This window comes from Litoreibacter janthinus (genome assembly GCF_900111945.1).
Taxonomy (GTDB): Bacteria; Pseudomonadota; Alphaproteobacteria; order Rhodobacterales; family Rhodobacteraceae; genus Litoreibacter; species Litoreibacter janthinus.
In genome coordinates, this window is the sequence record NZ_FOYO01000001.1 from 2,942,360 (window position 1) to 2,954,882 (window position 12,523).

Here is a 12,523-nt window from a genome sequence, read left to right on the forward strand (position 1 = left end):
CAATGGCCTCAATCTCTCTGACTTTTCCTGACGGCAATTCGCGCGACTATGAAGCGGGCGTGACCCCCGCTGAAGTCGCCGCATCCATTGCATCATCGCTGGCCAAAAAGGCCATTTCAGCCACCGTTGACGGTGCTCATTACGATTTGCAATGGCCGATCAACGCAGATTCCGCCATCGCCATCAACACCATGAAGGATGAAGCCCCTGCGCTGGAGCTAATCCGCCACGACCTCGCCCATATCATGGCGCGCGCGGTGCAAGAGCTGTGGCCTGACGTACAGGTCACCATCGGCCCCGTGATCAAGGACGGCTGGTATTACGACTTCGACCGCGCCGAGCCTTTCGTGCCAGAAGACTTGGCTGCCATCGAGAAAAAGATGCGCGAGATCATCAACAAGCGTGACGCCGTACGTACCGAAGTTTGGGATCGCACGCGCGCGATCAAGCATTACGAGGAAAAGGGCGAGCCTTACAAAGTCGAGCTGATCGAGAGCATCCCCGGCAACGAGGATTTGCGCATGTATTGGCATGGCGACTGGCAGGATTTGTGTCGTGGCCCACACTTGCAGAACACCGGCCAAGTGCCTGGGGATTCATGGAAACTCATGTCCATCGCAGGTGCCTACTGGCGCGGGGACAGCGACCGTGCGCAGCTACAACGCATCTATGGCGTGGCGTTCCAGAACAAGGAAAACCTCAAGGCCCACCTTCACATGCTGGAGGAAGCCGCCAAGCGCGACCACCGCAAGCTGGGCCGCGAGATGGACTTGTTCCATATGCAAGAAGAAGCGCCGGGTCAGATTTTCTGGCACCCCAATGGCTGGACCATCTACACCGAATTGCAAGACTACATGCGCCGGATGCAGCGCAAGGGTGGTTACGTCGAGGTTAACACACCACAGGTCGTCGACCGCAGACTGTGGGAGGCGTCGGGCCACTGGGAAAAATACCAAGAGCACATGTTTGTGGTCGAAGTCGATGAAGAGCACGCCCGCGAAAAGACCGTCAACGCGCTGAAGCCAATGAACTGCCCCTGCCACGTGCAGGTGTATAATCAGGGCCTGAAATCCTACCGCGACCTGCCCCTGCGCATGGCCGAGTTCGGATCATGCGCGCGCTACGAGCCGTCCGGCGCGTTGCACGGCATCATGCGGGTGCGTGGCTTTACCCAAGACGATGGCCACATCTTCTGCCGCGAGGACCAGATCGAAGAAGAAACTGCGATCTTCATCGAATTTCTGTCAAATGTTTACAAAGACCTCGGGTTCGAGAAGTTCAGCGTCAAGTTTTCCGACCGCCCCGACACCCGTGCGGGCAGCGACGAGGTCTGGGACAAGGCAGAGGCCGCCCTGCTCTCTGCCACCCGTGCTGCGGGGATCGAGCCAGAACTGAACCCCGGTGAAGGTGCGTTCTACGGGCCGAAGCTGGAATTCGTGCTGACCGACGCGATTGGCCGTGACTGGCAATGCGGCACCCACCAAGTGGACTTCGTGCTGCCCGAACGCCTTGATGCGAACTATATCGGCGAGGACGGCAACAAGCACCGTCCGGTGATGTTGCACCGTGCAACGCTCGGTTCTTTCGAGCGGTTCATCGGCATCCTGATCGAGGAACACGCAGGCAAGCTCCCCTTCTGGCTGGCACCGCGTCAGGTGGTTGTGGCCTCCATCGTGTCGGACGCCGACGCCTATGTGCTTGAAACTGTTGCAAAACTGAAATCCCAAGGCATCCGTGCCGAGGCCGATATCCGCAACGAGAAGATCAACTACAAGGTGCGCGAGCACTCCGTCGGCAAGGTCCCTGTGATCCTCGCGGTCGGCAAGAAAGAGGTCGAGGACGGCACGGTCACGCTGCGCCGTTTGGGCGAAAAGCAGACCTCTGTGGTGGAGGTCAACGCGCTGGTGGCTGATCTCAAGGCCGAGGCTTGCCCGCCCGACCTCAAGTAATCGGGTCTCAAACCAGCGCAGCCTGAACGTCTTTGCCCCATCCCAGATAGAGCGTCCCGTCGTCAATAACGGGGCGTTTCATCAAGGTCGGGTGCGCGGTCAGCTGGTCCAGGGGATCAGCGGAGCGCTCGGCCTCGGACAGACCACGCCACGTGGTGGAGCGGGTGTTGACCAGATCGGCCCCGAACGCGTCCAGAAAGCGCTGCAATTCGGCGCGGTCCAAGGGTGTCGCGCGCACATCCACGAACGCCGCATTCGGTAGGGCTTTCAGCGCCTTGCGGCAGGTGTCGCAGGTCTTGATGCCGTAGAGTTTCATGCGGTTTTCCCCTCTGATTCCTGCTGTTTTATGGGCATTGTCACAAAAATTGTCCAGAAACCGCCCATGCGAAAAGCTTGAGGATCAAAGGCTTACCTAGCGTCACCCCGCTGCGCGCGACATGCTTAATATCTGTCATTGAAGTTTTAAAAAGCTCGCCTAATCTATTGTTCGTGAGACAGACTTTACGTTTCGGCCTTCTTCTACGGATGCAGACGCCTAACTTGAAGACACTGCTGCACCACCCCGCCGCATACCGCGGGCGGATACTAGAAGGAGATACGGAATGGCCACTGGCACCGTAAAATGGTTCAACACCACCAAAGGCTTCGGCTTTATTGCACCTGACGATGGCGGCAAGGACGTCTTCGTTCACATTTCCGCGGTCGAGCGCGCTGGTCTGACCGGCCTGCGCGACGACCAGAAGATCCAGTACGAGATGATCGAAGGTCGCGACGGCCGCGCATCGGCTGGCGATCTGGTAGCGCTAGACTAAGCCCTAGACCGTTAAGAAACGACTAAAGCCCGCCCCACCGGCGGGCTTTTTGCTGCGTGGCGTTAAGGTTTGAGGGCTGTCTGCAAAGCGTCGGCTTTCTGTCGGGCAAATGTTGGGCGGGGTTTCACCCCAGTCTACGGATTGCTATGGAGGATGAGAGATGCCTTGGATTTGCGTCCACAGACTGAGGATAGAAGGCCATAACCAGTCGAGAGAAATGTAGATAGCGACCAAGAACAAGAGCATCATAAATAGTAAGGGCACGTTCTTTTCAGTTTCAGTGAACGAACGGTATTTTTCTTTCCTAACGCCCTTGCCTAACGCTATCCATTCCGCTGAGAAGACACGTGATGACAACTCCATCTCAAGCTTGTTTATGACCTTGAACTTTGCTTTATTCAGCTTCCCGTAATTGTCGATTAGATTTCGCCAAGACCAGCAGAGAAGCATTCCCAAAACCGTAGGAACGAGTAACAGTAGCGTCGCCTCGTCCGCTATGAGCTTTTCTTTCAAAGCAAACCCAGAACCAGCAAGCAAGCCGCCAATAATAGTTATGAAAAATCCATTAGTAATCTGTCGACGTCGAATTAGTTCCTCAGAGGTCTCGACCATTATTTTGAACAGCTCGAAGTTTCCCTCAGTCTGTTGCTGACCTACGGAGAAACATTCGTCAAATTCATTTTCAAAATTATACGCTAACTTTAAATCTTCCATTGCAACTTCAATCGTTTCTCGTCGATTGAACTCAACTATGGGTTTGCTGAGCTTACCTGCGATCTCGATTTCCCACTCAGCGTTCTCTGATTTCGAACACGCTTCAGTATCGAATACCAAGACGAGTTCGGCAGTCCTAATCTCTTCTTCCGCCCGCGCCTTCCAGTTGGGGGCGCTCGAATTATTTAATAGGATTGGGTCAAGTGATATCCCTAGGCTTTTCTTAGCGTCTTTAACAAATTTAGTAGCTTTCGCGCGATCACTATGCCTATGAATCACAAAAACTTTCATCAACGACTTCTCTTCGCAAGCTGCCAAACACCGTTCGCAACCGATTGCTTTGTCCAACCCACTTGCTCAGCGGCAGCATTAGACACAACAGATGATGCTTTCTTTTGTGCCCAAGGATTCACCGCAAGAATTGGCCGAGAGTAACACCGTGCACCGTCAATTTCTTTTTGAATCCAATTAGAATAGTTGGCGTACAGCCCGGTGGGGATTACGACCACATTGCTATTATTGATACGCGAGTAAATTGCATCTCTAAGCGCTTGCGTATTTGGAGCGTTATGAATCGGATTCTCTTTAGGCACAGAAGTATCATTGAAAACCAAGGGAGCCCCATCAACATTCCATTTCTCAATGAATAGCCATTCACTCAGCTTTTGATAGTGCTCTGAATACTTCCAAGAGTGGCTAATGAATACGCTTACTTGAAACATCTACCCAATAACCCCCTGAAACTCCCGCCACTCCCCCTTGCTCATTCCGGAGGTTTCCTGTGTGACCTCCTCGCCCTTGAGCATCCGGCGGACGCAGTCGACGGCTTTGCCGCTGAGTTGTGCGCCGCCCAGACGGTAGTCCTCGAAGGCGGAGTATGCGGCGGGGACCCAGTCGGCGACGACGTTGCAAATCGCGTCGGCGTAAACCCTTATTTCATACTGTGCATGGCTATCTGCCCGCAGGCGCAAGAAGTGAAACAGATTGTGGAGGTCCACCTTCCAGTACCATTGCGTGTAAATATTGGCAGGCAGGTTCATGCGGGCCAGCTCGCGGGCGAGGCCGTCTTGACCATCGTCGGAGATCATCGCCTCGTAGTTGTCATAGGCGCGGGTGCTGTCAGCCTTGAGGATTTCGAGGACGCGGGCGGCCTCCTCCCCTTCGAGGATTTTGCCGCGGCCTTGATTGTTCACCACGGACTGCGCGTTGATATGCTCGGGCGCGGGGATGTAGAACTCGCGGTCGAGGATCGAATAGCGGGCGGAGTATTCGTTGACGTTGGCCGTCCGGTGGCGGATCCACTGGCGGGCGACGAAGACGGGCAGTTTGACGTGCAGCTTGATCTCGCACATCTCGAACGGGGTCGAGTGCCAGTGGCGCATCAGGTAGCGGATCAGGCCTTCGTCGTTTTGCACCGACTTGGTGCCCTTGCCGTAGCTGACGCGGGCGGCTTGGCAGATGGCGCTGTCGTCGCCCATATAGTCGATGACGCGGATGAACCCATGGTCGAGGACTTCGTGGGCGGTATACAGGTGCTGTTCCATCCCCGGCACGGTGGCGCGCATCGTGGTGTGCGTCTGGGACCGCGCCTCGGCGATTTCCTGGGCTTGCTCTGGGGAAATGGGCATGTGCGGTCTCCGGCGTGAGGGATTCGGGGGTTCAGACCACATATTGCGTCAAAGGGGGCATGTGCATCAAGATGATGTTAGCGTTATCCACAAGGTAATCCGAATTCCCCCGTTTAACGGGCGATTGTTTAGCAACACTCCCTAATTTACCCCCCAAACCAGCGACCTGCGGCGTTGACTTTTGGGCCAGCGCACAAGACTTTCCTGACAAAAGTGCGCCATAGGGCGTTAACTCGGGCAGTGAGACAAAACCATGATCCAGACTACCGCCGTGAAGGCCCTTGGGGTTCTTTCCATTTCCGCACTTGTCGCATGTGGCGGCTCTGGCTCTAACCCTGTCACCGGCGGCACCGTAGACACCGTCGTTGACCCAACGAATCCGAACACAGTGGCTGGCCAGAAATTCGCGTTCGACCAAACCATTGGCCTTGTTGCGAATTCGATGACCTATGACGACCAAGGCACCGCCGACACGTCGGACGACACGCTGAATATCAACAACATTCCCTTCGATACCGAGACCGGCTTTTACAACCGCGTCGGCACCCTGCCGAATGGTTGGGGCCTTTACGAGAACGACGAGCGCGGCCAAGCCGGACGTCTCGACTATACCGCCGTGTTCCATCAATCCGCGACAGGCAATGTCGAGGGCGGTGTAGCAGCCTCCCCGAACTGGACCGGGTCCAGCGGCAATGCGGGCGCGGTTGTGCGCCGCACGAACGCTTCGGTTTCTCTGCCGATCAACGGCATTATCCAGTATAATGGCACCTATGGCGGCATTCGTGAACTCGACAACGATGCCAACCCAACCGATCCCGGCATTGAACTTGTCACCGGCAACGCCGAAATCCGCATCGACTTCGACGACTTCGACATTCAAGGCGATATCGTTGGATTTATCAGCGGTCGGCAGGTCTACAATGCTGACACCGGCGCGCTTGTGGGCACCCTGTCCGATGTTTCACTGGCTGAGTCCTTCATCGACCGCACCGACGCCACCATCGACGAAAGCACCGCGTCTGCACTGGACGGCACGCTATCGGGGACATGGGAAGGCGTCTTTGGCGGCGCCAACGGGGAAGAGGTCGCTGCCTACCTCATCCTGAACGGCACCACCCCGTCCACCCCAGTCGTTGGCCTGCCGCCGATCCCTGGTGTTGCGGTTCGCGAACTCGGCGTCTTGCTGGTTGCCCAATAACCCATTGCGGGGCGTTGCGCGGGGGGCGCAACTTCTGCTTGTTACTCTTGGATTGACGGCAACGAGCTTGGCCCAGACCGCGCCAACGGTGGTATCTGTCGCAGATAGCCGCACGCTTGCCTTCAATCTGGTGTCGCGCGGCCAACCGACCCCGGCCCGCGCCATCGCCAACACGCTGCTCGAGCGCAACCCGAACGACATAAAAGCCCTGCTTGTCCTGTCACGTGCGGAACGGTTGCTTGGCGATTTGCCTGCGGCGAAACAAGCCGGAAAACGCGCGTGGCGCGCCGCCGACGCGCCTGAGGATCGCTACACAGCAGCAATGCTGACCGCGCAGGCGATCTCATCCTCCGGAAACAAGATCGGCGCGCAGATTTGGCTGCGCCGCGCCGCTCAGGTCGCACCGAACGATCAATTGAAAGCCACAGCCGTGCGCGACCTGCGCTACGTTCGGGGCACAAGCCCTGTCGCACTGAGTTTCGATCTGTCGGTCGCGCCCTCTTCCAACATTAACAACGGCTCCAAGTCGGACACAATCGAAGTGTTCGGCCTGCCCTTCGCGCTCAGTGGTGACCTGCAGGCGCTCTCCGGCGTCGAGTATTCCCTTGGCGCGACGCTGTCTTACAAACTTCCGGCCGTTGGCACATGGACTCTGACCGCGGGCGCGAACGTTGAGTCCAAACATTACACGTTATCCTCTAGCGCCAAAGCCATTGCCCCGACAGTGTCCGGCTCTGATTACGCGTTCCAACAGCTTCAGGTGAGCCTTGCGGCCAACCGCACCGACGCGGATCGGAAAGCATCAACCAGCCTTTACGTGAAAGCCGGGCAAAACTGGTATGGTGGATCGACCCTCACGCGCTTCGCGGGCGTAGGAGCGGCGCGACAATATCAGATCGGGGAGCGCTCAAGTTTGCAGGTCAATCTCGGGGCAGAACGGCAATGGCGACAAGACAACGCGCAGCGGTCGGCTGACGTGGTAACTCTGTCCTCCACTTGGGGCCATGGCCTGACCAATGGCAGCGCGATCTGGGTCACCGGCTTTGTGAGGGATACAGCATCCGAATCTAGCTCAATCGCCCAAGAAACCGCGGGCGCCAGCCTCAACTATTCACATGGAAAGCCGATTTTCGCGGACACCAAGCTTGAACTCTCTATCGGGTACGAGAATAAAAGGTTCGACCGCGCCCAATTTCCCTTCGTCCGCCGCGAAGATCAAACGGTCAGCGCCTCCGCCACGATGATTTTCAGCAACCTCGACTACATGGGATTTGCACCAACAGCCGAACTCAGCGCCAAACGCACAAGCTCTACGCTCGGGCAATACAGCAATGATGATCTAGGCCTTAAACTGGGCCTTCGCTCGACCTTCTGATATGACACAACGCATCCCCACGACCCGCCGCCTAGAGCGCGCCCTAGGCGATTTTGTACGTACGCGTCTGCAAGGGGGTCTGGGCGAGTTGCTCATGTTTTTCTTCAAACAGGGCTGGGCCGCCCTGTTCGGGCTGCTTTTCATCATCGCCTTGATCGGCACCAAACTGATCTGGCAGGACGACTGGGCGTTGCAGCGCTATGACGGGCTTTTCATTTTCGCCGTAACCACCCAGATCGCCATGCTCTACTTTAAGCTAGAAACCTGGGACGAGGCCCGCGTGATCTTGCTGTTCCATATCACCGGCACGGCAATGGAACTCTTCAAAATTCGCATGGGATCATGGTCTTACCCGGAACCGGGACTGTTCGTGCTAGGCGGCGTGCCGATGTTTTCCGGGTTCATGTACGCCTCTATCGGCAGCTACATCGCCCGAGTGATCCGCATTTTTCACATGCGCTTCGCCCCTTACCCGCCCTTATGGATCACCTTCATCTTCGGGGCCGCCATCTATGTAAACTTCTTTGCCCATCACTACACCATCGACATCCGGATGGGATTGTTCGCCGCGTCCCTGATCCTGTTCGCCCGCACCCGCATCTGGTTCTATGTCGGCCGCAACCCGCGTTGGATGCCCATGCCTGTAGCTGCGTTCCTGTGTGCCTTCGTGGTCTGGATCGCCGAGAATGTCGGCACCATGACCGGCACATGGATCTACGCCGGACAATCGGCGCTGCAGATGGTGAGTTTCGCGAAAATGGGCTCTTGGTATTTACTGCTGTGGGTGGCTTTCGTGACCGTCACGCTGGTCTCACGCGGTGCGCTGTCACAGACAGCCATAAAGCCAGAGCTTAGGGCCTCGCCATCCGCGCCGGAGGCGCTAGACTAAAGGGGACAAACCTAAGGAGTCCCCGATGAAAGTCGAATACTTGCACACGATGGTCCGCGTGAAGGACCTGGATAAATCAATCGCATTCTACAAAATGCTTGGCCTGATCGAGCGCCGCCGCACCGAACATGAAGGCGGGCGTTTCACGTTGGTTTTCTTGTGCCCACCGGACCAAGCCGACGGCCGCGCAGATGTAGAACTGACCTATAACTGGGACGGCGATGACGGGCTGCCATCAGACGGGCGCCATTTCGGTCACCTCGCCTACCGTGTCGAGAATATCTACGAGATGTGCCAGCAGCTTATGGATGCGGGCGTCACCATCAACCGTCCGCCGCGCGATGGCCATATGGCGTTTGTGCGCTCGCCTGACAACATCTCGGTCGAGCTGTTGCAGATGGGAGAGTCCCTGCCCGCACAAGAACCATGGGCTTCGATGGAAAACACCGGCCATTGGTAGGCCATTTGCCAGTCCTAAATGCCACGATATTGGCATGGGCCCTGCTAGGTGGCGGGGCCGAAGCGGCCTGCCGCCAAGCGCTGGCTCTGGGGTTGGACATTTCAGGCTCGGTAGACGCGCAGGAATACCGGCTGCAAGTCGACGGGCTGGCAGCGGCCTTGCTTGCACCGGAGGTTTCGCAAAAGGCCCTAGCCTCGCCGGAGACACCCGTTTTCATCGCTGTATACGAGTGGTCCGGCCAATCGCGGCAGCGCGTTCTGATAAACTGGACCGCCCTGCAATCGCCCGCTGATCTTTCGCGGATCGCCACCACCTTACGCAAAACGCGACGGCAATCCCGTAAGGGCGCAACGGCAATTGGCCGCGCCATGGGGTTCGCTGACATGCTGTTCCGAGAAGGTCCGGACTGTTGGACCTACACGCTGGATTTGTCCGGCGACGGCAAAAACAACGACGGCCCTTCCCCTCAGACTGTCCGTAAAGATCCGCGCTTCGAGCGCGTCACCATCAACGGGTTGGTCATCGGATCCGACACGACAATGGGGCGTGACGAGCGGCAGATGGAGATCATGGAACTCTCCGCCTATTACCGCACCCGCGTGATCCACGGCCACGACGCATTTATCGAGGTGGCAATGGGGTTCGAAGATTACCAGCGCGCGATGGAGCGCAAGCTGCTGCGCGAACTGAAGGGACTGGTTTTAGGTGCTTTGGAGTAGCGCACCCTGTTGCCACTGGCAGCACACGCCCCTAAACTTGCCGCTATGAAACACATCCCAAAAGAAACAACCGATGACGCGCTCATTCAGGAGTTCCTGAACAATGGCGGCAAAGTCAGTGTCGGTAAGACCAAGCCCCTGCCCGCCGAATTGGGCCTGAGCAACAATGTCTGGAACAACAAGCTGACCAAAGACGAGAAGTCCGCCCGCGACAAGAAGTGATCCGACTGCGGTAAGTCACTCACGAAGCGCAGAGCCTTAGACGGCAGTCAACGGCGAAGACGCCCTTTGGGGATGCTCATACGCATGGCAACATAGGCAAAGCTTGTTTCCGTCCAGATCGCGCAAGTAAGCGCCAAAATAGTCCGGGTGGTATTCGGGGCGCAGACCCGGCGCACCTTCGTCGCAGGCCCCTAAACTCAGCGCCAAGTCATAAGCCCGCACGACAACTTCGCGATTTGCGCAGTCAAACGCCACCATTGCGCCATTCCCGACAGTTGCCGGACGCTCATCAACCGGCGTCGTCAAAATGAACAATGGCCGATCGCCGATTGGTGGCATCCACCCCGCCCAATGCTCTTCGGTAAACTTCAACTCCCAACCGACCGCCTTCAGAAACGGACGGTAGAATGACAGGCTCTTTTTAAGATCATTTGTGCCAAGGGTCACATGTGAAAACATTTGCCCATCCTCCACCCCTTGCCCGTCAAACGGGGATCAGCGCTGCCCCGATCCTGCGGCCTTCTGACAGCAGAACATTATATGTGCGGCAGGCTGTCGGAGTTGCCATCAACTCCACCCCGACTTGCGCCTCGTCTAGCGCCTCGCGCAACTCGTTGGGTAAGTGGCTGATCTCGGACCCTGTGCCAATGAACAACACATCAATCAGTTTGGCGCGGCTCAGGATTGTGTCGCAGTCGTCGAACCCGCCCCACTCGAAACGCTCCGTCGGCAGCAACAGCACCCCGCCCTGCACAACCTCGCCACCGATGCGAAAAAAGCCCGGCCCATAGCCGTCGATTGGAGGAGCGGCATCATAGTCAATTTCTGTCAGGCGCATGTCGTCAGTCCCAGATTGGCAGGCCCATAAGGATGGCCGCCGCAATTATGGCATATGCAATATTGCGGTAAAACACCTCAAAACGCGGAATGAAGACCGCCTGCCCCAGCTTGGCCCCGACGCCGTAAGGGATCAGCAGGACCAGCCCCAGTATGACCGCCTGACCGGTCAGGATGCCTTGCAGGGCCATGCTGGGCAGCAACAGCAAGCTGCTGATGGTCAGGAACACCAGCGAATTCGCACGGACCCGCGCCACGGGATCGGAGCCACTGAGCTGGAACAACAGCATCACTGGCCCAAGTAGCCCCGTCGCCCCGCCGACAAAGCCGGTGGCCATCCCGATGCAGGCCTGCGTGCTGCGCAAGGAGGACAGCTTTTGCCGCCAGCCGCTCATCAGGGCGGCGAGGGTCACAGCCGCGATGGCCAGAACCGCCCATCGGATATGCGTGACGTCACTGGTGCGCAGCAGGTAGATGCCGACGGGCGCGCCAAGCACGGAAAACCCGATCATCGTGAGCACCGACGGCTTGTCCATCTGCGGCCATGCGCGTGGGACCAGCGTGACCAAGGACGCGAGGGCGGAGACAGAGAAAGAGGCAACCGCAAGCTCCGGCACCCAGAAGATCGTGGCGACCGGCATGAAGATTAGCGCCGCGCCGAAGCCAGCAAACCCGTAGACGATGCCCGCGATGATGGTGATGCAGGTGACCCAGCCCAAGCCCGGTTGGGCAAGGGCCGGAGCCAGAAGATCAAGCATCAATATTGGCGTATTGCCCGCCAGCGTTCGGGTCTTTCTTAGACCAGTCGCGCTTGACGCCTAGGAACAGCAGGATCGTGGAGGCCACGAAGATCGACGAATAGGTGCCGACAATAATGCCCCAGATCATTGCGAACACGAAGCCGCGGATCACGTCGCCGCCCAGCACAAACAACGCAATCAGCGCCAACAAAGTGGTGACCGAGGTCATCATTGTGCGCGACAGGGTCTCGTTGATCGACAGGTTCAATACCTCGGACAGGTCCTTGGTTTTGTACTTGCGCAGGTTCTCGCGAACGCGGTCGAAAACCACCACGGTATCGTTGATCGAATAGCCGACGATGGTCAGCAACGCCGCGATAATCGCAAGGTCGAACTTGATTTGCAGCTCCGAGAAAATGCCAAGCGTCAGCACCACATCATGGACCAGCGCGATAACCGCACCGACGGCGAACTGCCATTCAAAACGCAGCCAGATGTAGATCAAAACAGCCGTGATTGCCATGATAACAGCGATGGCAGCCGTCTGGATCAGCTCTCCCGACACTTTCGGGCCAACAGATTCAACTGACGGGAACGTCATGCCGGGGTCGACAGTGCGCAGGGCCGTTTCAAGCGCCAAGATCGTTTCGGCCGTCACCGACTCGTCGCCCTCTTGGGCCTCGATGCGGATCATGGCCACGTTCTGATCTGCGGCGAATGTCGGATCGAACACCTCTGTGATCGAGATATCGCCAAGCCCTGCAGGCTCCAGTGCAGCCCGGTAGGCGGCCACGTCGACCGCTAGGGTGCTTTCGGTGCGGATCGTCGTGCCGCCACGGAAGTCGATGCCGTAATTCAGGCCTTGGATCAGGAAGGACGCAAAGCCAACAACGATCAGCACGGCCGAAATTCCCAGCCACAGCTTCCACTTGCCAAAGAAATCCCAAGACGTCTCGGAGGGGACGAGTTTCAAGCGCATC

Annotated in this window: 16 protein-coding genes; 8 read left to right on the forward strand and 8 right to left on the reverse strand. The window is 57.5% G+C overall.

Annotation, left to right across the window (positions count from 1 at the left end; genetic code table 11):
• Positions 1-2 precede the first annotated feature (2 nt).
• Entirely contained in the window at positions 3-1,949 is a 1,947-nt protein-coding gene (thrS, locus tag BM352_RS14695) for a threonine--tRNA ligase (RefSeq protein ID WP_090218260.1), read from the forward strand.
• Positions 1,950-1,956: 7 nt separating this feature from the next.
• Here thrS and BM352_RS14700 read toward each other — a convergent pair whose 3' ends face one another.
• A complete protein-coding gene (locus BM352_RS14700) occupies positions 1,957-2,265 on the reverse strand; it encodes an arsenate reductase family protein (protein ID WP_090218263.1) in 309 nt (102 codons plus the stop codon).
• A 286-nt stretch (positions 2,266-2,551) separates the two neighbouring features.
• On the opposite strand from BM352_RS14700, the gene BM352_RS14705 reads away from it, so the two are divergent.
• A complete protein-coding gene (locus BM352_RS14705; RefSeq protein ID WP_021099906.1) occupies positions 2,552-2,761 on the forward strand; it encodes a cold-shock protein in 210 nt (69 codons plus the stop codon).
• A 144-nt stretch (positions 2,762-2,905) separates the two neighbouring features.
• Here the strand turns inward: BM352_RS14705 and BM352_RS14710 are convergent, their stop codons facing one another.
• The 3 genes from BM352_RS14710 to thyX are packed head-to-tail and all read right to left on the reverse strand — an operon-like array spanning position 2,906 to position 5,103.
• Positions 2,906-3,766 carry a RipA family octameric membrane protein gene (locus tag BM352_RS14710; RefSeq protein ID WP_090218266.1) on the reverse strand — a complete coding sequence of 287 codons (861 nt, stop codon included), beginning with the start codon at positions 3,764-3,766 and terminating at the stop codon, positions 2,906-2,908.
• On the reverse strand, positions 3,766-4,197 hold the full coding sequence (locus tag BM352_RS14715; protein WP_090218268.1) for a TIR domain-containing protein: 432 nt from the start codon (positions 4,195-4,197) through the stop codon (positions 3,766-3,768). The genes BM352_RS14710 and BM352_RS14715 overlap by 1 nt, the downstream gene beginning before the upstream one ends.
• Entirely contained in the window at positions 4,198-5,103 is a 906-nt protein-coding gene (gene thyX, locus BM352_RS14720; protein WP_090218269.1) for an FAD-dependent thymidylate synthase, read from the reverse strand.
• A gap of 253 nt (positions 5,104-5,356) precedes the next feature.
• Between thyX and BM352_RS14725 the strand changes: the two genes are divergently transcribed.
• The 6 genes from BM352_RS14725 (at position 5,357) to BM352_RS19000 (ending at position 9,966) form a co-directional block, all read left to right on the forward strand.
• Positions 5,357-6,301 (forward strand): hypothetical protein, encoded by a 945-nt coding sequence (locus BM352_RS14725; protein ID WP_090218271.1) that lies wholly within the window; start codon positions 5,357-5,359, stop codon positions 6,299-6,301.
• Between the two features lie 67 nt (positions 6,302-6,368).
• Positions 6,369-7,676 carry a surface lipoprotein assembly modifier gene (locus BM352_RS14730; protein ID WP_139229843.1) on the forward strand — a complete coding sequence of 436 codons (1,308 nt, stop codon included), beginning with the start codon at positions 6,369-6,371 and terminating at the stop codon, positions 7,674-7,676.
• 1 nt (position 7,677) lies between these two features.
• Positions 7,678-8,565 (forward strand): DUF817 domain-containing protein, encoded by an 888-nt coding sequence (locus BM352_RS14735; RefSeq protein ID WP_090218276.1) that lies wholly within the window; start codon positions 7,678-7,680, stop codon positions 8,563-8,565.
• Positions 8,566-8,590: 25 nt separating this feature from the next.
• A complete protein-coding gene (locus BM352_RS14740) occupies positions 8,591-9,025 on the forward strand; it encodes a VOC family protein (protein WP_090218279.1) in 435 nt (144 codons plus the stop codon).
• Positions 8,992-9,744 (forward strand): DUF1194 domain-containing protein, encoded by a 753-nt coding sequence (locus tag BM352_RS14745; RefSeq protein ID WP_090218281.1) that lies wholly within the window; start codon positions 8,992-8,994, stop codon positions 9,742-9,744. Before BM352_RS14740 ends, BM352_RS14745 begins: the two co-directional genes overlap by 34 nt.
• A 45-nt stretch (positions 9,745-9,789) precedes the next feature.
• Entirely contained in the window at positions 9,790-9,966 is a 177-nt protein-coding gene (locus BM352_RS19000; RefSeq protein ID WP_175500701.1) for a hypothetical protein, read from the forward strand.
• A gap of 36 nt (positions 9,967-10,002) precedes the next feature.
• On the opposite strand, the gene BM352_RS14750 is transcribed toward BM352_RS19000, so the two are convergent.
• Genes BM352_RS14750 through secF form a run of 4 tightly spaced genes read right to left on the reverse strand, consistent with a single transcriptional unit; the run spans position 10,003 to position 12,522 of the window.
• A complete protein-coding gene (locus BM352_RS14750; RefSeq protein WP_090218283.1) occupies positions 10,003-10,425 on the reverse strand; it encodes a VOC family protein in 423 nt (140 codons plus the stop codon).
• Between the two features lie 25 nt (positions 10,426-10,450).
• Complete coding sequence (locus tag BM352_RS14755) at positions 10,451-10,804, reverse strand: Mth938-like domain-containing protein (protein WP_090218286.1); 354 nt, start codon at positions 10,802-10,804, stop codon at positions 10,451-10,453.
• A gap of 4 nt (positions 10,805-10,808) precedes the next feature.
• Positions 10,809-11,561: a sulfite exporter TauE/SafE family protein gene (locus BM352_RS14760; RefSeq protein WP_090218289.1), complete on the reverse strand. Its 753-nt coding sequence runs from the start codon at positions 11,559-11,561 to the stop codon at positions 10,809-10,811.
• Complete coding sequence (secF, locus tag BM352_RS14765) at positions 11,554-12,522, reverse strand: protein translocase subunit SecF (RefSeq protein ID WP_090218291.1); 969 nt, start codon at positions 12,520-12,522, stop codon at positions 11,554-11,556. The genes BM352_RS14760 and secF overlap by 8 nt, the downstream gene beginning before the upstream one ends.
• Position 12,523: the final 1 nt, after the last annotated feature.

Excerpts from the sequence above, each read along its gene's own strand:
- BM352_RS14745 (WP_090218281.1), top strand. The coding sequence starts at position 8,992 with ATGGGCTTCGATGGAAAACACCGGCCATTGGTAGGCCATTTGCCAGTC.
- BM352_RS14735 (WP_090218276.1), top strand. The coding sequence starts at position 7,678 with ATGACACAACGCATCCCCACGACCCGCCGCCTAGAGCGCGCCCTAGGC.
- BM352_RS14715 (WP_090218268.1), bottom strand. The coding sequence starts at position 4,197 with ATGTTTCAAGTAAGCGTATTCATTAGCCACTCTTGGAAGTATTCAGAG.
- BM352_RS14750 (WP_090218283.1), bottom strand. The coding sequence starts at position 10,425 with ATGTTTTCACATGTGACCCTTGGCACAAATGATCTTAAAAAGAGCCTG.
- BM352_RS14760 (WP_090218289.1), bottom strand. The coding sequence starts at position 11,561 with ATGCTTGATCTTCTGGCTCCGGCCCTTGCCCAACCGGGCTTGGGCTGG.
- thyX (WP_090218269.1), bottom strand. The coding sequence starts at position 5,103 with ATGCCCATTTCCCCAGAGCAAGCCCAGGAAATCGCCGAGGCGCGGTCC.
- thrS (WP_090218260.1), top strand. The coding sequence starts at position 3 with ATGGCCTCAATCTCTCTGACTTTTCCTGACGGCAATTCGCGCGACTAT.
- BM352_RS14725 (WP_090218271.1), top strand. The coding sequence starts at position 5,357 with ATGATCCAGACTACCGCCGTGAAGGCCCTTGGGGTTCTTTCCATTTCC.
- BM352_RS14755 (WP_090218286.1), bottom strand. The coding sequence starts at position 10,804 with ATGCGCCTGACAGAAATTGACTATGATGCCGCTCCTCCAATCGACGGC.
- BM352_RS19000 (WP_175500701.1), top strand. The coding sequence starts at position 9,790 with ATGAAACACATCCCAAAAGAAACAACCGATGACGCGCTCATTCAGGAG.
- BM352_RS14700 (WP_090218263.1), bottom strand. The coding sequence starts at position 2,265 with ATGAAACTCTACGGCATCAAGACCTGCGACACCTGCCGCAAGGCGCTG.
- BM352_RS14705 (WP_021099906.1), top strand. The coding sequence starts at position 2,552 with ATGGCCACTGGCACCGTAAAATGGTTCAACACCACCAAAGGCTTCGGC.
- secF (WP_090218291.1), bottom strand. The coding sequence starts at position 12,522 with ATGCGCTTGAAACTCGTCCCCTCCGAGACGTCTTGGGATTTCTTTGGC.
- BM352_RS14710 (WP_090218266.1), bottom strand. The coding sequence starts at position 3,766 with ATGAAAGTTTTTGTGATTCATAGGCATAGTGATCGCGCGAAAGCTACT.
- BM352_RS14740 (WP_090218279.1), top strand. The coding sequence starts at position 8,591 with ATGAAAGTCGAATACTTGCACACGATGGTCCGCGTGAAGGACCTGGAT.